This window comes from Pseudomonas mediterranea CFBP 5447, from assembly GCF_000774145.1.
GTDB classification, from domain to species: domain Bacteria; phylum Pseudomonadota; class Gammaproteobacteria; order Pseudomonadales; family Pseudomonadaceae; genus Aquipseudomonas; species Aquipseudomonas mediterranea.
The window spans coordinates 300,659-320,618 of the sequence record NZ_KN322986.1; the positions used below are offsets into that span (position 1 = coordinate 300,659).

Sequence of the window (19,960 nt, forward strand, 5' to 3'; positions counted from 1 at the left end):
TGCATCCCCGCAACCAGACTTGTGCCCTCGGCGCCGCCCTGGCGCATCGTCAAGAGGAGAGCAGCATGAACAGCATCGCCGGCATCAAGATCCCCGACAGCGCGCTTGCCCGCGCCACCACCGAATACATCCGCGACGTCGAATCCGATCTGCTGTACCACCATTCCCGCCGGGTGTTTCTGTTCGGAGCCTTGAGCGGCCAGCGTCGGAAACTGGCCTACGACCCGGAGCTGCTGTACGTCGGTGCGATGTTCCATGACATAGGCCTGGTGGAAGACCATCGCAGCGACGATGAGCGCTTTGAAGTGGATGGTGCAAATGCCGCCGCAGCATTTCTCAAACCCCATGGGTTGAGCGATGACGATATCGAACAGGTGTGGCTGTCCATCGCCCTGCATACCACGCCGGGCATACCGAAACACCTGCGCCCCACCGTCGCCTTGGTGACAGCCGGGGTGGAGATGGATGTACTGGGCATGGACTACGCCGCCTTCCCGGCAGCGCAGCGTGAAGCGGTGGTGCATGCCCACCCACGTGGAGAGGCATTCAAGGAGTGCATCATCTGCGCATTCGCCAACGGCTTGCGGCATCGCCCGCAGACGACCTTCGGCAATGTGAAGACCGATGTCCTGGCGGATCAGGAGCCGGGGTTCAAGCCGATGAACTTCGTGGAAATCATCCGCACATCCCCCTGGAACTCATGACCCCTGTGGGAGCCAGCTCGCAATGACGGACTGACAGACCGCTACCGCGAGCAAGCCCGCGCCCACAACGGTTCGGGGTGGATCACGATGCAGCGGGCAACACAAAATCTGTGGGAGCGAGCCTGCTCGCGATGACGGATGGACAATCGACACTTTCGTCGACTGTCACACCGCCTTCGCGAGCAGGCTCGCTCCCACAGGGCCTGCTTGCGCTTAGACTGGCGCAGCCACCGACCGGCGGACTTCCGGCTGCTTCCAGGAGTCGGCCGCGCTTTCTTCAATGGCCTGCTGGATCGCCCGCTTGCGGTTTTCTTCGGCGCGACGGCTGAAGTACCAGACCAGGAAGGTGACCAGCGACACCGCCAGCAGGATCAGGCTCGCCACGGCATTGATCTCCGGCTTCACGCCCAGGCGCACCGCCGAGAACACTTCCATCGGCAAGGTCGTCGACCCCGGGCCCGACACGAAGCTCGCCAATACCAGGTCGTCCAGGGACAACGCGAACGACATCATGCCCCCCGCCGCCAGCGATGGCGCGATCATCGGGATGGTGATCAGGATGAAAACCTTCCACGGCCGCGCACCGAGGTCCATGGCCGCCTCTTCGATGGACAGGTCCAGCTCACGCAAGCGTGACGAAACCACCACTGCTACATAGGCCGCGCAGAACGTGGTGTGGGCAATCCAGATCGTGACGATGCCGCGTTCCTGGGGCCAGCCGATCATCTGTGCCATGGCCACGAACAGCAGCAACAACGACAGACCGGTGATCACTTCCGGCATCACCAGCGGCGCGGTGACCAGGCCGCCAAACAGCGTGCGCCCCTTGAAACGGGTGATGCGGGTCAGCACGAAGGCCGCCAGCGTACCCAGAGCAACCGCGGCGACCGCCGTGTAGCAGGCGATTTCCAGCGAGCGCACCACCGAACCCATCAGTTGGGTGTTGTCCAGCAGGCCGACGTACCACTTGATCGACCAACCGCCCCACACCGTCACCAGTTTCGAGGCGTTGAACGAATAGATCACCAGGATCACCATCGGCGCGTAGATGAACAGCAATCCCAGCACCAGCATCAGGCTTGAAAAACTGAAGCGCTTCATTCCTTGCCCTCCATTTCTTTGGCCTGACTGCGGTTGAACAGGATGATCGGCACGATCAGGATCGCCAGCATCACCACCGCCAGGGCGGACGCCACCGGCCAGTCACGGTTATTGAAGAATTCCTGCCACAGCACTTTACCGATCATCAGGGTTTCCGGGCCACCCAGCAGTTCCGGGATCACGAACTCGCCCACTACTGGAATGAAGACCAGCATGCAACCAGCGATGATGCCGTTCTTGGACAGCGGCACGGTGATTTTCCAGAAGCTGTTGAAGGTGCTCGAACCCAGGTCGGAGGCGGCCTCCAGCAGGCTGGGGTCATGTTTGACCAGGTTGGCGTACAGCGGCAGGATCATGAACGGCAGGTACGAGTAGACCACGCCGATATAGACCGCCAGGTTGGTGTTGAGGATCTGCAGCGGTTCGCTGATCCAGCCCATGCTCATCAGGAAGCCGTTGAGCAGGCCGTTGTTGCTGAGGATGCCCATCCACGCGTAGACGCGGATCAGGATCGCGGTCCAGGTGGGCATCATGATCAGCAGCACCAGCACCGTCTGCGTTTCCTTGCGGGCATTGGCAATGGCGTAGGCCATCGGGTAGCCGATCAGCAGGCACAGGGCGGTGCTGATCAGGGCCATCTTCAGCGAGCCCAGGTAGGCGGCGATGTACAGCTCGTCCTCGCTGAGCATCGTGTAGTTGGCGAGGTTGAGCAGGATTTGCAGTTTCTGGTCGACGTAGCTGTAGATCTCGGTGTACGGCGGAATGGCCACGTCGGCTTCGGCGAAGCTGATCTTCAGGACGATGAAGAACGGCAGCATGAAGAACAGGAACAGCCAGATGAAGGGCACCCCGATGACCAGCTGACGGCCACCGGGCGTTATACGATCCAGTCGGCGTTTGAATTTGCGCATGTTCATGATCGAAGCACCACGCCGCTGTCGTCTTCCCACCAGACGTACACCTGGTCGCCCCAGGTCGGACGCTGGCCACGGCGCTCGGCGTTGGCGACAAACGACTGCACCAGCTTGCCGCTCGGCAATTCGACGTAGAACACCGAATGGCCGCCCAGGTAGGCGATGTCATGGACCTTGCCGCTGGACCAGTTGTGCTCGCAGGTCGGCTGCTCGGCGGTCACCAGCAGTTTTTCCGGGCGAATGGCATAGGTCACCGACTTGTCCTGCACCGAGGTACTGATGCCGTGGCCGACGTATATGTTGCGGTCCAGGTCCTTGCAGGTCAGCACCGCGTGGCCTTCGGCGTCGTCCACCACTTCGGTCTCGAAGATGTTGACGTTGCCGATGAACTCGCAGACCAGGCGGCTGGTCGGGGTCTCGTAGATGTCGATCGGGCTGCCGATCTGGGCGATCCAGCCCAGGTGCATGATCGCGATACGCTCGGCCATGGTCATGGCCTCTTCCTGGTCGTGGGTCACCATGACGCAGGTCACGCCGACCCGCTCGATGATCTCGACAAGCTCAAGCTGCATTTGCGAGCGCAGCTTCTTGTCCAGAGCACCCATCGGCTCGTCGAGCAGCAACAGTTTCGGACGCTTGGCCAGGGAACGGGCCAGGGCCACGCGCTGACGCTGGCCGCCGGAGAGCTGGTGCGGCTTGCGCTTGGCGTACTGGCTCATCTGCACCAGCTTGAGCATCTCGGCCACGCGGGCGTCGATGTCGGCTTTCGGGATCTTGTCCTGTTGCAGGCCGAAGGCGATGTTCTGCGCCACGGTCATGTGCGGGAACAAGGCGTAGGATTGGAACATCATGTTGATCGGCCGCTCATAGGGCGGCATGTCGGTGATGTCCTCGCCGTCGAGGAAAATCCGCCCCTCCGTGGGCCGCTCGAAGCCGGCAAGCATGCGCAGCAAGGTGGATTTGCCCGAACCCGAACCGCCGAGCAAGGCGAAGATCTCGCCTTTCTTGATTTCCAGGGACACATCGTCCACGGCAATCGTCTCGTCGAACTTCTTCGTGACCCGGTCGATTTTGACCAGCACCTGCTTGGGTGTCTGGTCGCCCTCGAGGGCTTTCTTATAGGCGCCGGAGGCAACAGCCATTTACGAAACTCCCACAGAATTTACAGCTCGCCCCATACGGACGAACCTTGGTTAGAGCGGTTATTTACCCGACTTGACCTTGGTCCAGCTGCGGGTCATCAGTCGTTGGATCTTGGGCGGCAACTCAGAGTTGACGTAGAGCTTGTCGACGACTGCTTGCGGTGGGTAAACCGCTTCGTCGGTACGGACTTTCTGATCCATCAGCTCGCCAGCCTTTGGGTTCGGGTTGGCATAACCGACGGTGTCGCTGACCTGGGCGATAACCTCAGGCTTGAGCAGGTAGTTGATGAAAGCATGGGCTTGCTTGATGTTGGTGGCGTCGCGGGGGATCGCCAGCATGTCGAACCAGAGGTTGCCGCCTTCCTTGGGGATCACGTAGGCGATCTCGACGCCCTTGCCGGCCTCGCTGGCACGTGAACGGGCCTGGAAGATGTCGCCGGAGAAACCGGCCGCCACGCAGATCTCGCCGTTGGCCAGATCGGAGATGTACTTGGAGGAATTGAAGTAGGTCACGTAAGGCCGGATCTTGAGGAGCTGGGCCTCGGCCTTCTTGTAGTCCTCGGGGTCTTCGCTGTTGGGGTTCAGGCCCAGGTAATTGAGCATCGCCGGGATCATCTCGTCGCCTGAATCGAGGAACGAGACGCCGCAACTGGAGAGTTTCTTGATATTTTCCGGCTCGAACAACATGGCCCACGAATCGATCTTGTCGACTCCCAGGACCGCCTTGACCTTCTCGACGTTGTAGCCGATACCGTTGGTACCCCACAGGTACGGCACCGCGTACTGGTTGCCCGGATCGTTACGCTCCAGGCGCTTGAGCAGCGCGGGATCGAGATTGGCATAGTTGGGCAACTGGGCCTTGTCGAGCTTCTGGAAAGCCCCGGCCTTGATCTGTTTGCCCAGGAAGTGGTTGGACGGCACGACCACGTCATAACCGGTACGACCGGCCAGCAACTTGCCTTCCAGGGTTTCATTGGAATCGAACACGTCGTAGACCGGCTTGATTCCGGTGGCTTTTTCGAAATCCGACAGGGTGGTCTCGCCGATGTAGTCCGACCAGTTATAAATATGCACGGTGGAAGCAGCCTGGACGCTGACCGCGAGCGTCAGGCCTGCACCAACCAGCAAGGCATTGCGTAACAAAGAAAAGACTGGCACGTGGAGGTCCTCTTAAATAGTCGGGCCCAAGTTGCCCCCGCTGCCTGGCCGCGATGGACCCAGCAACAAAACCGGCGCGCAACTTACCCTCGATAAACCGATCCAGCAAAACTTTTAGTTATTTAATTGCTCCTGTTGCCGCCGCCGCGATGACAGCGACAACAGGAAGATGCCTCAGGCCGGTTTATTTACCGGATTTGATCTTGGTCCAGCTGCGGGTCAGCAGCCGCTGGGTGGCCGGCGGCAAGTCGCTGATCGCGTAGAGCTTGGCCTTCACTTCGTCAGACGGATAGATGTTCGGGTCACCGGAAATTTCCTTGTCCACCAACGCCGTAGCGGCCTTGTTGCCGTTCGGGAAGCGTACGTTGTCGGTGATCTCGGCCATGATTTCCGGCTTCATCAGGAAGTTCATGTACTTGTAGGCAGCCTCGACGTTCTCGGCATCCTTTGGAATGGCGACCATGTCGTAGAACGAGCCGGCGCCTTCTTTCGGAATGGCGTAGGCCACCTTGACCTTGCCGCCCGCTTCGGCGGCACGGGACTTGGACTGCTCGATATCGCCCGAGTAACCCACGGCTACGCAGATGTTGCCGTTGGCCAGGTCGGAGATGTACTTGGACGAATGGAAGTAGCTGATCGAAGGACGGATCTTGAGGAACAGCGCCTCGGCCTCAGCCAGTTGTTTCTTGTCCTGGCTGTCGGTCGGGTAGCCCAGGTAGTGCAACGCCACCGGGATCATTTCGGTCGGCGAATCGAGGAAGCTCACACCGCAGCCCTTGAGCTTGGCGATGTTTTCCGGCTTGAGCAGGGTGTCCCACGAATCGATCTTGTCGACGCCCAGTGCGGCCTTGACCTTCTCTGGGTTGTAGCCGATGCCGATGGTGCCCCACATATAAGGGAAGGCGTGCTGGTTGCCCTTGTCGCTGGCATCGCCCACGGCCTTGAGCAGGTCGGTGTCGAGGTTTTTCCAGTTCGGCAACTTGGACTTGTCCAGCGGTTGGTAGACGCCGGCCTTGATCTGTTTGGCCAGGAAGTTGTTCGACGGCACCACGATGTCGTAGCCCGACTTGCCAGCGAGCAACTTGGCCTCAAGGGTCTCGTTGCTGTCGAACACGTCGTAGACCACTTTGATCCCCGACTCTTTCTCGAACTTGGCGACCGTGTCCGGTGCGATGTAGTCGGACCAGTTGTAGACGTGCAGCACTTTATCGTCCGCCTGAACGGCACTCGCCATCACGCCCATCAGGGACATGGCGAGGAGGGTCTTGCCAGCTATCTTCATACCTATTGCCTTCATGGATGATGCTCCAGTTATTCTTTTTAGCCACAGTTCAGTAGCCGGCTCGCGGGCAACTTGAACGCCGGTAGTCTGGCAAGTTACAGGGCAGGCTTTCAACACAAGCCCAAACCTTTTGTTCAGACTGGGCGAGGCCCTTGAAAGCACCTCGCACAGAGCCTAGCACTTAGCCTTGCAACGCACTGAGGGTCAGGTCCAGGCACTGCCGCGCCTTGGTCACCAGTTCATCCACCTCGGCCTTGCTGATCACCAGCGGCGGCGCAATGATCATGGTGTCGCCCACGGCACGCATGATCAGCCCGTTGTCGAAGCAGAACTGCCGGCAGATCATGCCCACGCCCTTGCCTTCGTAGCGCTGGCGCGTGGCTTTGTCCCGGACCAGTTCGATCGCCCCCAGCAGACCGACACCGCGCACTTCACCCACCAGCGGATGGTCGTTCAGTTCCCTCAGGCGTTTCTGCAAATAGGGTGCCGTTTCGCTGTGGACCCGCTCGATAATCTTTTCTTCACGCAGGATACGGATGTTTTCCAGGGCCACCGCCGCCGCCACCGGGTGGCCGGAGTAGGTGAAGCCGTGGTTGAAGTCGCCGCCTTCGTTGAGCACCTCGACCACGTCGTCACGTACGATCAGGCCGCCCATGGGGATGTAACCGGAGGTCAGGCCCTTGGCGATGGTCATCAGGTGCGGCTTTAAACCGTAGAAGTCGGTACCGAACCACTCACCGGTGCGACCGAAACCGCAGATCACTTCGTCGGCCACGAACAGGATGTCGTACTTGGCGAGGATCTCCTTCATGCGTGGCCAGTAGCTGTCCGGCGGCACGATCACCCCGCCCGCGCCCTGGATCGGTTCGGCGATGAAGGCGCCGACGTTGTCCACGCCGATCTCCAGGATCTTCTCTTCCAGCTGGTTGGCCGCCCACACGCCGAATTCCTCGGAGCTCATGTTGCCGCCTTCGCCATACCAGTAAGGCTGGGCGATGTGGACGATGCCCGGAATCGGCAGGTCGCCCTGTTCATGCATATAAGTCATGCCACCCAGGCTCGCGCCGGCCACGGTGGAGCCGTGATAACCGTTCTTGCGGCTGATGATGACTTTCTTGTTCGGCTGGCCCTTGATCGCCCAGTAGTGGCGGACCATGCGCAGCATGGTGTCGTTGCCCTCGGAGCCGGAACCGGTGAAGAACACATGATTCATGCCTTCAGGGGCGATGTCGGCGATGGCCTTGGACAACTCCAGCGCCGGCGGGTGGGCGGTCTGGAAGAACAGGTTGTAGTACGGCAACTCGCGCATCTGCTGGCTGGCGGCGTCGGCCAGCTCATCGCGGCCGTAGCCAACGGCCACGCACCAGAGGCCGGCCATGCCATCGAGAATCTTGTTGCCTTCACTGTCCCAGAGATAGACGCCCTTGGCGCGGGTGATGATGCGCGGGCCTTTCTCTTTGAGCTGCTTGAAATCGCTGAACGGGGCCAGGTGATGATCGCTGCTCAGGGCCTGCCATTCACGGGTCTGCGGGTTGTTGCGGGTCATGCGAATTCTCCTTTATATCGGTGGGGGCGAGGCTGCCGGAGGCAACCTCGCCCGGCGCCTCAGACGGCGAAGAGCAGGAATTCCCGCTCCCACGAACTGATGACGCGCTTGAAGTTTTCATGCTCGGCCCGCTTGACTGCGACGTAGCCCGTGATGAATTTCTTGCCCAGGTACTTCTCGATGGTGCTGCTGTTTTCCATACGCTCCAGGGCGTCTTCGATGGTCAGCGGCAGCCGCAGATTGCGCCGTTCGTAGCCGCGACCCACCACCGGCGCACTGGGGTTGATGCCTTCGACCATGCCGATGAAGCCGCACAACAGGCTGGCGGCAATCGCCAGGTACGGGTTGGCGTCGGCGCCCGGCAAGCGGTTTTCCACCCGACGGTTCTGCGGCCCGGCATCCGGCACCCGCAGGCCCACGGTACGGTTCTCTTCACCCCATTCCACGTTCACCGGCGCCGACGTGTCCGGCAGGAAGCGGCGGAACGAGTTGACGTTGGGGGCGAACAGCGGCAGCAGCTCGGGAATGAATTTCTGCAGGCCACCGATGTGGTGCAGGAACAGCTCGCTCATGGTCCCGTCTTCATTGGAGAAAACGTTCTTGCCGGTCTCTTTGTCGATGATGCTCTGGTGCAGGTGCATCGCGCTGCCCGGCTCGCCGGTCATGGGCTTGGCCATGAAGGTGGCGGCGACGTTGTGCTTGAGCGCCGCCTCGCGCATGGTGCGCTTGAACACCAGGATCTGGTCGGCCAGGGACAGCGCATCGCCGTGACGGAAATTGATTTCCATCTGCGCCGTGCCGTCTTCGTGGATCAGGGTATCGAGGTCCAGCTCCTGCAATTCGCACCAGTCGTAGACGTCTTCGAACAGCGGGTCGAATTCGTTGGCTGCTTCGATGGAGAACGACTGGCGTCCGGTTTCCGGACGGCCGGAACGGCCTACGGGCGGTTGCAGCGGGAAGTCCGGGTCGTCGCTGCGCTTGGTCAGGTAGAACTCCATTTCCGGCGCGACGATCGGCTGCCAACCCTTGTCGGCATAGAGCTTGAGCACCTTCTTGAGCACGTTGCGCGGCGACAGCTCGATGGGGTTGCCCTGCTTGTCGTAGGAGTCGTGGATCACCTGGGCGGTGGGCTCGATGGCCCAGGGCACGAGGAACACTGCGTTTTCGTCCGGGCGGCACATCATGTCGATGTCGGCAGGGTCGAGCAGTTCGTAATAGATGTCGTCTTCGACATAGTCGCCCGTAACGGTCTGGAGCAGGACGCTCTCGGGCAGGCGCATGCCTTTTTCGGCAATGAACTTGTTGGTCGGCGAGATCTTGCCCCGGGTGATGCCGGTCAGGTCGCCAATCATGCATTCGACTTCTGTGATCTTATGGTTTTTCAACCAATCGGTGAGCTGGTCGAGGTTGTTACTCATAAATGCCTCTAGGCGTGAGTTTCCTGGCTGCTTTCAGTAGCCAGGCGTTGTTTGACGCATCGGCGTCGCGTTGTGTTGCCCTTGCCCGACAATCGGCCGGAAAAAAGTTCTAGAGTTGAAGGAGAGCCGCTAAAGGGAAATTCGTCCAGGGCGTCCAGAATATTGGACGATGATGACGACTGATCCGCCGGGAGCGACATCAGCATGGGCAAGTGCCTGGCGGCCCTCATGGTGGCCGGGGAGCGGGTGTCGCCGCTGATGCTATGAGCATTGCGACGAGCATGCCAACCGATCTGCTGGGACAGTTGGTGAGGCCGTTGGTACGGCAGGCGAGACATGAAGCACCCCGGTATTATTGCTGTTATGGGTTTGAATCGAGCTTAGCCTTGTTCATTTTTTTACACAACACCCCCGTAAAAAATACAACACGGCCCGCTCAAGCTTGCGGGCGGCAAGTCCCTCAAAGGGAAAAAAACGCCCCAAACTGCCTCAAAAAAGCCCCCCAGGTGCTTTTTTAGGGCAAAAAAGGCCCTGCTTGACTTCGGCATGCCGTTCGGGTTGACTGGCTTTCGAAGAGATCAATGATTGATATTTTTAACAACAAAGGTGTTGCATCATGTCGGTACCCCCGCGTGCCGTTCAGCTTAACGAAGCGAACGCGTTCCTTAAGGAACATCCTGAGGTTCTGTACGTTGACCTTCTGATTGCGGATATGAATGGTGTGGTGCGCGGCAAGCGCATCGAACGCACCAGCCTCCACAAGGTTTACGAGAAAGGCATCAACCTGCCGGCCTCCCTGTTTGCCCTGGATATCAATGGTTCGACGGTGGAAAGCACCGGCCTGGGCCTGGACATCGGCGACGCCGATCGGATCTGCTATCCAATCCCTGGCACCCTTTCCAACGAACCCTGGCAGAAGCGCCCTACCGCGCAACTGCTGATGACCATGCACGAACTGGAAGGCGAGCCTTTCTTCGCCGACCCTCGCGAAGTCCTGCGCCAGGTCGTGACCAAGTTCGACGAACTGGGCCTGACCATCTGCGCGGCATTCGAGCTGGAGTTCTACCTGATCGACCAGGAGAACGTGAATGGACGTCCACAACCGCCTCGCTCGCCGATCTCCGGTAAACGCCCACACTCGACTCAGGTCTACCTGATCGACGACCTGGACGAATACGTCGACTGCCTCCAGGACATCCTCGAAGGTGCCAAAGAGCAAGGCATTCCCGCCGACGCCATCGTCAAGGAAAGTGCCCCGGCGCAGTTCGAAGTGAACCTGCACCACGTCGCCGACCCGATCAAGGCTTGCGACTATGCGGTACTGCTCAAGCGCCTGATCAAGAACATCGCCTACGACCATGAAATGGACACCACCTTCATGGCCAAGCCGTATCCGGGCCAGGCAGGCAATGGTCTGCACGTCCACATTTCGATTCTGGACAAGGATGGCAAGAATATCTTTGCCAGCGAGGATCCCGAGCAGAACGCCGCGCTGCGTCACGCGATCGGCGGTGTGCTCGAGACCCTGCCCGCGCAGATGGCGTTCCTCTGCCCGAACGTGAACTCCTACCGTCGTTTCGGCGCACAGTTCTATGTGCCGAACTCGCCGACCTGGGGCCTGGACAACCGTACCGTGGCCCTGCGCGTACCCACCGGCTCCGCCGATGCCGTACGCCTGGAGCACCGCGTGGCCGGCGCCGATGCCAACCCGTACCTGCTGATGGCCGCCGTGCTGGCGGGCGTGCATCATGGCCTGGTCAACAAGATCGAGCCGGGCGCACCGGTGGAGGGCAACAGCTACGAGCAGAACGAGCAGAGCCTGCCGAACAACCTGCGCGATGCCCTGCGCGAGCTGGACGACAGCGAAGTCATGGCCAAGTACATCGATCCGAAGTACATCGATATCTTCGTGGCCTGCAAGGAAAGCGAGCTGGAGGAGTTCGAACACTCCATCTCCGACCTTGAGTACAACTGGTACCTGCATACCGTTTAAGCGGTTGCAGGAAAGAGAAACGCCGCCGCCCCCAGGGCCGCGGCGTTTTTTTATGGCCGTTGTGGCGAGGGGATTTAGCGAAACGTCGCACCGCCCCGCTGGGCTGCGCAGCAGCCCCAAAAAGAAGGGCCGCTTCGCGCCCCAGCGGGGATAAATCCCCTCGCCACAAAAGCATGTGGATCATCGGCTTGCTCTGCGTACAATGCGCGCAACCCTGCAGGAGAGCCCTATGACACGCACCGCCACCCCTCGCAAACCCCGCGCACGCAGCCAGGCCCGGATCGACTCGATCCTCGATGCCGCCCGCACGCTGCTGGCGGCTGAGGGCGTGGCCAGCCTGTCGATCTACAGCGTGGCCGAGCGCGCCGAGATCCCGCCCTCCTCCGTGTATCACTTCTTCGCCAGCGTGCCGGCCCTGCTCGAAGCGCTCACCGCCGATGTCCACGCCGCCTTCCGCGCCTGCCTCCAGGCACCGATCGATCATGACGCGCTGCACCATTGGCACGACCTGTCACGACTGGTGGAACAACGCATGCTGACGATCTACGACCAGGACGCCGCCGCTCGCCAGTTGATCCTGGCCCAGCATGGCCTGACCGAAGTCACCCAGGCCGACCGCCAGCACGATCTCGAGCTGAGCGACCTGATGCAAAAAGTCTTCGCCCGGCATTTCGAACTGCCGACACTGCCCAATGACGTCGACGTCTTCGCCCTCGCCATGGAACTGGGCGACCGGGTCTACGCCCGCTCGGTGCAACAACACGGCCAGATCACACCGCGCTTGGCTGAAGAAGGCATGCGGGTGTTCGATGCGTACCTGGGGTTGTACCTGCCGCCGTATCTGCCCAAGCGCGACGTGGTCTGATCTTCACTCTTTAAGGTGAGCCCCAAAAGGCCAGCGCCATTCGGGGCATCGGGTGCACACCGTTCACAATTTGGCGATAGACACCTCCGTGGATTTGACGAAAGCGATCACTTCGCTGCCGATCGCCAGCTCGAGCTCCTTGACCGAACGGGTGGTGATGACCGAGGTGACGATGCCGGAGGCGGTCTGGACGTCGATTTCCGAGAGTACGTCGCCTTCGACGATTTCCTTGATGATGCCTTTGAACTGGTTACGCACGTTGATGGCTTTGATGGTCATGCTATTTCTCCTGAGGTCGAAATGAGCTGCAAGTAGCGAGCTACAAGCTGCAAGTAAAAGCACGCGCCTCTTCTTGCAGCTTGTAGCTTGCCGCTTGAAGCTGCTTCATTGCGCCCAGCGCAACTGCGTGGGCAAGGGTGAAACGGGTTCGGGTTCCGGCGGTTGGCCGGGCAGGGACAGCACGCGGTTGAGGACTTCGGTCTCCAGGGTCGCCAGGCGATGGGAGCCGCGAATCCGCGGGCGTGGCAGATCGATGGGCAGGTCGAGGCCAATCCGGCCGTCTTCGATCAGGATCACCCGGTCGGCGATGGCTACCGCTTCGCTGACGTCGTGGGTTACCAACAGCACCGTAAAGCCGCGTTGCTGCCACAGGCGTTCGATCAGTTGCTGCATTTCGATGCGGGTCAGGGCGTCGAGCGCTCCCAGGGGTTCGTCGAGCAACAACAGGCGCGGTTGATGAATCAACGCGCGAGCCAGGGCCACCCGTTGTTTCTGCCCCCCGGACAACGCCGCCGGCCACTCATCGGCACGGTCGGCCAGGCCTACCGCATCCAGCGCCTGCACTGCCAGGGCTCGCCAGTTGCCTTTGAGCCCCAGGCCGACGTTGTCGATGATTCTCTTCCAGGGCAACAGACGCGCCTCCTGGAACATCAAGCGGGTGTCCTGTTGCACGGCGCTCAGCGGCGCCGAGCCTGCCAGCAGTTGACCATCCGAAGGTTGATCGAGGCCGGCCAACAAGCGCAGCAGGGTGCTTTTGCCGCAGCCGCTGCGACCGACCACCGCCACGAATTGTCCGGCCGGGATGTGCAGGTCGATGTCGCGCAGCACCTGGCGCGAACCGAAGGTTTTCTGCAGTTGGCGCACCGCCAGGGGAATGCCTCGCAACAGGCGCGGGGGGTGTTGGGCGGTCATGGGGCGTTCCCCTTGTTCACCTGATACGCCGGATGCCAGCGCAGCCAGACCCGCTCAAGTCCACGAGCCGCCAGGTCGGCCAGCTTGCCGAGCACGGCGTACAGCAGAATCGCCAGCACCACCACGTCGGTCTGCAGGAATTCCCGGGCATTCATCGCCAGGTAGCCGATGCCGGAGTTGGCGGAGATGGTTTCCGCAACGATGAGCGTCAGCCACATGAAACCCAGCGCAAACCGCACCCCCACCAGGATCGAAGGCAACGCGCCCGGCAGGATCACCTGGCGAAACAGGCTGAAGCCGGACAAACCGTAGCTGCGGGACATTTCCACCAGCGCCGGATCGACATTGCGGATGCCGTGGTAAGTGTTGAGGTAGATCGGAAACAGCGTGCCAAGCGCCACCAGGAAAATCTTCGCCGACTCGTCGATGCCGAACCACAGGATCACCAGCGGAATCAACGCCAGGTGCGGCACGTTTCGCACCATCTGCACCGAACTGTCCAGCAGGCGCTCGCCCCATTTCGACAGACCGGTGATGAAGCCCAGCAGTAGCCCGATACTCCCACCAAGCAGAAAACCGACCGTTGCCCGCCACCCGCTGATCGCCAGGTGGGTCCAGATTTCACCGCTGCGTACCAGGTTGAATCCGGCCTCGACTACTGCCACCGGGGCAGGCAGGATCCGCGTGGACAACCAGCCCGCCGAAACCGCCAGTTGCCATACCGCCAGCAACAGCAGCGGCAGAGCCCAGGGCGTCAGGTTGTGGATAAGTTTCTTCATGGCCGCCTCAGCTCTGGGATGCGGCTTTGGGGAGAATGTCATTGGCGACCATTTCCCCGAACGGACTGACATAGCCCTGGCCTTTCGGCAGCTCCGGACGCTCAATGTCCAAATGCGGGAACAGCAGCTCCGCCACGCGATACGACTCTTCGAGGTGTGGATAACCGGAGAAAATAAAGGTGTCGATCCCCAGGTCGGCGTATTCCTTGACCCGCGCTGCCACCGTCGGCCCATCGCCCACCAGCGCCGTGCCGGCACCGCCACGCACCAGTCCGACACCCGCCCAGAGGTTGGGGCTGACTTCCAGCTTGTCACGCCGCCCCCCATGCAGCGCAGCCATGCGTTGCTGGCCCACGGAGTCGAAACGCGCCAGGGAAGCCTGGGCGCGGGCGATGGTGTCGTCGTCCAGATGGGAGATCAGCCGGTTGGCGGCTTGCCAGGCTTCGGCATTGGTTTCACGCACAATCACATGCAAACGTATGCCGAAACGCACGGTACGCCCGAGCTTCGCGGCTTTGGCACGCACCTGTTGGATTTTTTCCGCCACGGCGGCGGGCGGCTCACCCCAAGTCAGCACCATTTCCACCTGCTCGGCGGCGAGGTCCTGGGCCGCCTCCGACGAACCGCCGAAATACAGCGGCGGACGCGGTTGCTGGATGGGCGGAAAGAGCAGCTTGGCCCCCTTCACACTGATGTGTTCGCCGTCGTAGTCCACGGTCTCGCCTTCCAGCACACGACGCCAGATGCGGGTGAATTCCACCGAGGCCTGATAACGTGCCTCGTGATCCAGGAACAGGCCATCACCGGCCAGCTCTTCCGGATCACCGCCGGTCACCAGGTTGAACAGCGCCCGGCCGCCGGACAGCCGGTCCAGGGTCGCCGCCTGACGCGCCGCCACCGTCGGGGAAATGATCCCGGGGCGCAGGGCAACGAGGAATTTCAGGCGTTGAGTCACTGGAATCAACGACGCGGCCACCAGCCAGGAGTCCTCGCAGGAACGTCCGGTGGGAATCAACACGCCGCCGAAACCCAGCCGATCCGCCGCCTGGGCAATCTGTTGCAGGTAACCGTGATCAACGGCACGGGCGCCTTCGACGGTGCCCAGGTAATGGCCGTCGCCGTGAGTAGGCAGGAACCAGAAAATATTGAGGCTCATGGAGTGGTCTCCTAAGGAAATCGGATTACTGCGCGTTCGCAACGGCCGCCGGTGGCGTCCAGATCACGTCCCGGATGCTCAGGGGCTTGGGAATCAGCTTGAGTTGGTAGAAGGTGTCGGCAATCTTCTGCTGCGCCGCGACCACTTCCGGCGTGAGGAACAGGGCCCCGAACCCCTGGCGCTTCATCGACGTCAGGGTGATCGGCTCAGGCAGGCCGAGCAGTGGCGACACCTGTCGGGTCACGTCTTCGGGATTGGCCTTGGACCATTCCCCCACCGCGCGAACTTCCTCCACCAGGGCGCTGATGACCTGGGGATTTTTCTGTGCATAGGTTCGGGTAGCGAGGTAGAACTGGTGGTTGTCGACGATACCTTTGCCATCGCGCAGAGTGCGTGCCTGCAATTGTTGTTCGGCGGCAGCCTGGTACGGATCCCAGATCACCCAGGCGTCGACACTGCCCCGCTCGAAGGCAGCACGGGCGTCGGCCTGTGGCAGGAGCACGGTCTGGATATCGGTATATGCGAGGCCGGCATCCTCCAGCGCCCGCACCAGCAGGTAATGGACATTGGAGCCTTTGTTCAACGCGACTTTCTTGCCCTTGAGATCCTGCACCGAATGGATCGGCGAGTCCTTGGGCACCAGGATGGCCTCACTGTCGGGGGCCGGCGGTTCATAAGCGACATAGAGCAGATCGGCCCCGGCCGCCTGGGCGAACACCGGTGGGGTTTCTCCCGTGACACCAAAATCGATGGAGCCGACGTTCAGGCCCTCAAGCAATTGCGGGCCGCCCGGGAACTCGGTCCATTGCACGTCCACGCCTTGGGCGGCGAGGCGTTTTTCCAGCGTGCCCTTGGCCTTGAGCAGGACCAGGGTGCCGTATTTCTGATAACCGATCCGCAAGGTCTCGGCTTGAGCCTGGGTAATGACGCCGAAGGACACAGCCGCAGCAAACAGAGCGACCAGCCCGCGACGCAAAATGACAGAGCGCATGGCGCTTCTCCTTTTTGCTGTGGGGTTTGGCTGCACCTGCTGGGCCGTTGGCGGCTGAGTAAGGTGAGTTGAATCAGGGTGTATCGGGGGTTAAATGCTCCAGCGAGCACTCAACAGGCGTTCGTTCAATAGGCTTGGCTCCAACGGCTTGGGGCGACGGGCCATGGCGCTGTAAAACTGCTCCAGCGCCTCATCCAGCCGTTGCTGCAGTGCCGGCACCAACTGTGCCTGGGCGCTGCCTTCGCCATAGGCGATCTGACTGTCTTCGGCAAAGATTCCCTGGAGCAATTCCTGGGCCTTGAGCGCCGACAGCACCGGCTTGAGGGCGTAATCCACCGCCAGCATATGAGCGATACTGCCGCCAGTCGCCATGGGCAACACCACCTTATGGCTCAAGGCACGCTCGGGCAGCAGATCCAGCACCGTTTTCAGCGCGCCGGAAAAAGATGCCTTGTAGACAGGCGTGGCGATCAGCAGCCCGTCGGCATTCTCGATCTGTTGGAGCAGGTCGATGATCTTCGGGCTGTCGAAGCGGGCATGGAGCAGATCTTCGGCCGGAAAATCGCGCACCCGATAGCTCACCACTTCCACACCGTGCTGTTGCAACCAGCGCTGCGAGCGTTCCAGCAGTACCTTGGAGCGGGAGCGCTGGCTGGGACTGCCACCGAGTGAGACGACCAACATGCCTGCCATTCCTTTAACGTTCTGTGCGATTCGCAGTGGGCGATTTCGCTGGATGGGTCAAACCATAGCAGGGCCTTTATATATCCATAAATCATATTTATTCATTTAGTTATTCAATATAGAAATATGCGTCCAGCTTTCTTCAAGGCATGAAAAAGGCCGTCGAAACGGCCGGAACCTTTGGTGCATGCAGAATCTGTGGGAGCGAGCCTGCTCGCGATAGCGGCGTGTCAGTCAACATGAATATTGCTGATCTACTGCCATCGCGAGCAGGCTCGCTCCCACAAGGTCTTGAATCAGCGATTGGGCTGCGGAGTCAGGCGCAAGTACGGCTTCACGGCGCGATAACCCCTGGGGAAACGCTGCTTGAGCTCTTCCTCATCCTTGAGCGACGGCACGATCACCACTTCATCACCGTCCTGCCAGTTGGCGGGCGTGGCGACCTTGTGGTTGTCGGTCAATTGCAAGGAGTCGATCACCCGCAGGATTTCGTTGAAATTGCGCCCGGTGCTGGCCGGATAGGTAATGGTCAGGCGAATCTTCTTGTTCGGGTCGATCACGAACAGTGAACGCACGGTCAACGTATCGCTGGCATTGGGGTGGATCAGGTCGTACAGGTCCGACACCTTGCGATCGGCGTCAGCCAGGATCGGAAAGTTGACGACGGTATTCTGGGTTTCGTTGATGTCCTCGATCCATTTGTGGTGCGAGTCCACCGGGTCGACCGAGAGGGCGATGGCCTTGACGCCGCGCTTGGCGAATTCATCCTTGAGCTTGGCGGTGAGGCCCAGCTCGGTGGTGCAGACCGGCGTAAAGTCCGCCGGGTGAGAAAACAGCACACCCCAGCTGTTGCCGAGCCACTCGTGGAAACGGATTTTGCCGGCGCTGGATTCCTGTTCGAAGTCGGGGGCGATGTCGCCCAGTCTGAGGCTCATGGTGTGACTCCTGGATGAGATCTTGTGGAGCCTGACTGTGCCTCGGTTCTGGCGGTTTTAAAAAGAATGAATATCGATCTCGCTAGATTTTTTGTGAATATAAAAAACTGTTCACTGGCCTGGACGTACTTAGAGGTCCAGGATTCTCGACGAGGTTTCGAGAAGGCCTCGAGTTGCTGTAAAGAGGAGAAGCTTCGAGGAGGGCTACAGGGGTGGGCCTGACTCGAAACGTAAAGCCCCGCCCGGCGTTATCGGGCGGGGCTTTTTTTGTTTTGTATTCACATTGCGGAAATTATTGCCGCGATTTCAGGACGAACGGCTGTGTTCGAGCTACTTTTTCAAGGTGGCTGGGTGGCGGAAAGCCTGGTGAAGCATCTGAAAAACATGGTGGGTTTCAGAAATATCGCCGTGCATGACTATCAAGCCCTGCAACTGCCGATCATGGTCGCCATCATTACCCGGCACCTGGATGACTTTCTGGAGTTCAGCGCATTCATCCTGCGTAAGGATTCGACAAGGTCCGCCACCTGAACCAAAAAACGCAAAAGCCCCGCCCGGCATGAGCCGGACGGGGCTTTTTTACGGCTCTACGTCTTACATGAAGTTGTAAGTGTAGTTGAAGATCAGACGGGTTTGATCCTGGCTGTCGCCAGCGCCGCTGCTGCGGTAGGTACCCTGACGCAGGGTCGTGCCGAAGCCTTTCAAGGCGCCTTGCTGGATCACGTAATCCACACGCATGTCGCGTTCCCACTCGGAGTAATCGCTACCACCAGCAGTGGCCGATTTGACATCGTCACCACGCAGGTAGGCAACCGAGGCTTTCAGGCCTGGAACGCCCAAGGAAGCGAAGTCGTAGGAGTATTGACCGAAGGTGGTGTTTTCACCGGCACGGACAAACCCGTTGATCATGCTGTCGGTGAACAGGTAGAAGCTCGCGCCACCGGCACCTTCAGGGCGACCGTTGCTGTTAACCACGCTGCCCTGGTTCAGGTAGACGAAGCCGCCGTCATCACCGACTTGTTGGTGACCCAACAGGAAAGCACTGCCACCCAGGGTGTAGGTGAACATGGCGCTCCAGGTCTTGTTATCGACCTCGCCAGCGTGCTTGGCATAGCCACCGTTGTTGTTGAAGCGGTAGCCGGCGTCGCCGTTACGACCATCGGAGCTGCTGTCGAAGTAGCGCAGGTCAGTCTTGAACGATTGGCCTTCGCTGATCGGGAAAACGTGTACCGCACCCAGGAAGTGCTGCTTGTAGTAATCCTGCAGATTGGCGTAGTAGTACTGCAGGGTCAGGTCTTTGGTGACCTTCCAATCAGCACCGCCGTAACGGAACTGATTGCTGTCCTCGGTACCGCCTGCGATCGCCAGCCCGGTGCTGTTGCTCGATGCGCGGCCAGTGGCGTGCTCCAGCTGACCGGCGTTGAAGGTCACATTGTCGATTTCCTTCGAGGTGATGGTGCCACCTTCGAAGGTCTGCGGCAGCAGACGGCTGTCGTTGGCCACCAGGATCGGCAGGTTCGGTGCCAGTGCGCCACCTACGTGAGCCTCGGTCTTGGAGAACAGTGCCTTGACGTTGCCCGACAAACGGCTCCAGTCATGTACCGCCGAACCATCAGTATCGCTTGGCATATAGGAACCGTTGTTACGGCCCCTGCCTCCATCGAGACGAATACCCACCAGCGCCTGAGCATCGATACCGAAACCCACGACACCTTGTGTGAAGCCAGACTTGTAGTCGAACTTGAGGCCGGTACCTGTTTCGCGCAGGTCCTCGCTGCCCGTTTCATGGTTATCGTTATTGAAGTAAAGCGTACGAGAACTGACCGACGCCTTGCTGTCTTCGATAAAACCCGCGGCGCCTGCCTGCTGCGCCAGAACCCCAACGGCCACGGCCAGGGCCAAGGTGGACTTGTTCATGCTTCGCTCCTCTCGTTTTCTAATTCTTGTGTTTCTTTGGTTCCGAATCGAACGTCCGGAATCCGCGGATGCGCGATTAGCGCCAGACCGTGACCGACAAGTCAATCGTAACCATTTATGACTACGACCAAGGTCTAACCCCACGACACCGGGCGGAAGAATAATGGATTATTTATAATTCCAA

At 60.3% G+C, this 19,960-nt stretch carries 19 protein-coding genes; 4 read left to right on the forward strand and 15 right to left on the reverse strand.

The annotated features are described in order from the left end of the window. The first annotated feature begins 65 nt into the window (after positions 1-65). Entirely contained in the window at positions 66-704 is a 639-nt protein-coding gene (locus tag N005_RS18220) for an HD domain-containing protein (RefSeq protein WP_047702797.1), read from the forward strand. A gap of 213 nt (positions 705-917) precedes the next feature. Here the strand turns inward: N005_RS18220 and N005_RS18225 are convergent, their stop codons facing one another. The 7 genes from N005_RS18225 to N005_RS18255 form a co-directional block, all read right to left on the reverse strand. Next, complete coding sequence (locus tag N005_RS18225; protein ID WP_047702488.1) at positions 918-1,805, reverse strand: ABC transporter permease subunit; 888 nt, start codon at positions 1,803-1,805, stop codon at positions 918-920. Continuing rightward, positions 1,802-2,722, reverse strand: coding sequence for an ABC transporter permease subunit (locus N005_RS18230; protein ID WP_047702489.1), 921 nt, complete (start codon positions 2,720-2,722; stop codon positions 1,802-1,804). The genes N005_RS18225 and N005_RS18230 overlap by 4 nt, the downstream gene beginning before the upstream one ends. Beyond that, complete coding sequence (locus tag N005_RS18235) at positions 2,719-3,861, reverse strand: ABC transporter ATP-binding protein (RefSeq protein WP_047702490.1); 1,143 nt, start codon at positions 3,859-3,861, stop codon at positions 2,719-2,721. Before N005_RS18235 ends, N005_RS18230 begins: the two co-directional genes overlap by 4 nt. Positions 3,862-3,921: 60 nt before the next feature. Beyond that, positions 3,922-5,019, reverse strand: a complete 1,098-nt coding sequence (locus tag N005_RS18240; protein ID WP_047702491.1) for a polyamine ABC transporter substrate-binding protein — start codon at positions 5,017-5,019, stop codon at positions 3,922-3,924. A gap of 184 nt (positions 5,020-5,203) precedes the next feature. Further along, positions 5,204-6,301 (reverse strand): polyamine ABC transporter substrate-binding protein, encoded by a 1,098-nt coding sequence (locus tag N005_RS18245; RefSeq protein ID WP_047702492.1) that lies wholly within the window; start codon positions 6,299-6,301, stop codon positions 5,204-5,206. A 181-nt stretch (positions 6,302-6,482) separates the two neighbouring features. Continuing rightward, on the reverse strand, positions 6,483-7,847 hold the full coding sequence (locus N005_RS18250) for an aspartate aminotransferase family protein (RefSeq protein WP_047702493.1): 1,365 nt from the start codon (positions 7,845-7,847) through the stop codon (positions 6,483-6,485). Positions 7,848-7,906: 59 nt separating this feature from the next. Then, positions 7,907-9,265, reverse strand: coding sequence for a glutamine synthetase family protein (locus tag N005_RS18255; RefSeq protein WP_024780478.1), 1,359 nt, complete (start codon positions 9,263-9,265; stop codon positions 7,907-7,909). 616 nt (positions 9,266-9,881) lie between these two features. On the opposite strand from N005_RS18255, the gene N005_RS18260 reads away from it, so the two are divergent. Further along, on the forward strand, positions 9,882-11,258 hold the full coding sequence (locus tag N005_RS18260; RefSeq protein ID WP_024780479.1) for a glutamine synthetase family protein: 1,377 nt from the start codon (positions 9,882-9,884) through the stop codon (positions 11,256-11,258). 229 nt (positions 11,259-11,487) lie between these two features. Beyond that, positions 11,488-12,123, forward strand: a complete 636-nt coding sequence (locus N005_RS18265) for a TetR/AcrR family transcriptional regulator (protein ID WP_047702494.1) — start codon at positions 11,488-11,490, stop codon at positions 12,121-12,123. A gap of 63 nt (positions 12,124-12,186) precedes the next feature. Here N005_RS18265 and N005_RS18270 read toward each other — a convergent pair whose 3' ends face one another. From N005_RS18270 to N005_RS18300, 7 genes are all read right to left on the reverse strand, one after another. Further along, positions 12,187-12,402, reverse strand: coding sequence for a TOBE domain-containing protein (locus tag N005_RS18270; RefSeq protein WP_024780485.1), 216 nt, complete (start codon positions 12,400-12,402; stop codon positions 12,187-12,189). Positions 12,403-12,507: 105 nt separating this feature from the next. After that, a complete protein-coding gene (gene ssuB / locus N005_RS18275) occupies positions 12,508-13,314 on the reverse strand; it encodes an aliphatic sulfonates ABC transporter ATP-binding protein (protein WP_047702495.1) in 807 nt (268 codons plus the stop codon). Beyond that, the gene (gene ssuC, locus N005_RS18280) at positions 13,311-14,093 is read right to left on the reverse strand and encodes an aliphatic sulfonate ABC transporter permease SsuC (RefSeq protein ID WP_047702496.1); all 783 of its coding nucleotides are present in this window, start codon (positions 14,091-14,093) and stop codon (positions 13,311-13,313) included. The genes ssuB and ssuC overlap by 4 nt, the downstream gene beginning before the upstream one ends. A gap of 7 nt (positions 14,094-14,100) precedes the next feature. Beyond that, on the reverse strand, positions 14,101-15,249 hold the full coding sequence (gene ssuD / locus N005_RS18285; protein ID WP_047702497.1) for an FMNH2-dependent alkanesulfonate monooxygenase: 1,149 nt from the start codon (positions 15,247-15,249) through the stop codon (positions 14,101-14,103). 25 nt (positions 15,250-15,274) lie between these two features. After that, positions 15,275-16,240 carry a sulfonate ABC transporter substrate-binding protein gene (locus tag N005_RS18290; RefSeq protein ID WP_047702498.1) on the reverse strand — a complete coding sequence of 322 codons (966 nt, stop codon included), beginning with the start codon at positions 16,238-16,240 and terminating at the stop codon, positions 15,275-15,277. 90 nt (positions 16,241-16,330) lie between these two features. Continuing rightward, positions 16,331-16,924, reverse strand: coding sequence for an NADPH-dependent FMN reductase (gene ssuE / locus N005_RS18295; protein ID WP_047702499.1), 594 nt, complete (start codon positions 16,922-16,924; stop codon positions 16,331-16,333). Between the two features lie 296 nt (positions 16,925-17,220). Beyond that, positions 17,221-17,859, reverse strand: a complete 639-nt coding sequence (locus tag N005_RS18300; RefSeq protein WP_047702500.1) for a peroxiredoxin — start codon at positions 17,857-17,859, stop codon at positions 17,221-17,223. Positions 17,860-18,126: 267 nt separating this feature from the next. On the opposite strand from N005_RS18300, the gene hepT reads away from it, so the two are divergent. Continuing rightward, entirely contained in the window at positions 18,127-18,390 is a 264-nt protein-coding gene (gene hepT, locus N005_RS18305; RefSeq protein WP_081993286.1) for a type VII toxin-antitoxin system HepT family RNase toxin, read from the forward strand. Positions 18,391-18,453: 63 nt separating this feature from the next. Here the strand turns inward: hepT and N005_RS18310 are convergent, their stop codons facing one another. After that, entirely contained in the window at positions 18,454-19,776 is a 1,323-nt protein-coding gene (locus N005_RS18310; protein ID WP_047702502.1) for an OprD family porin, read from the reverse strand. Positions 19,777-19,960 lie beyond the last annotated feature (184 nt).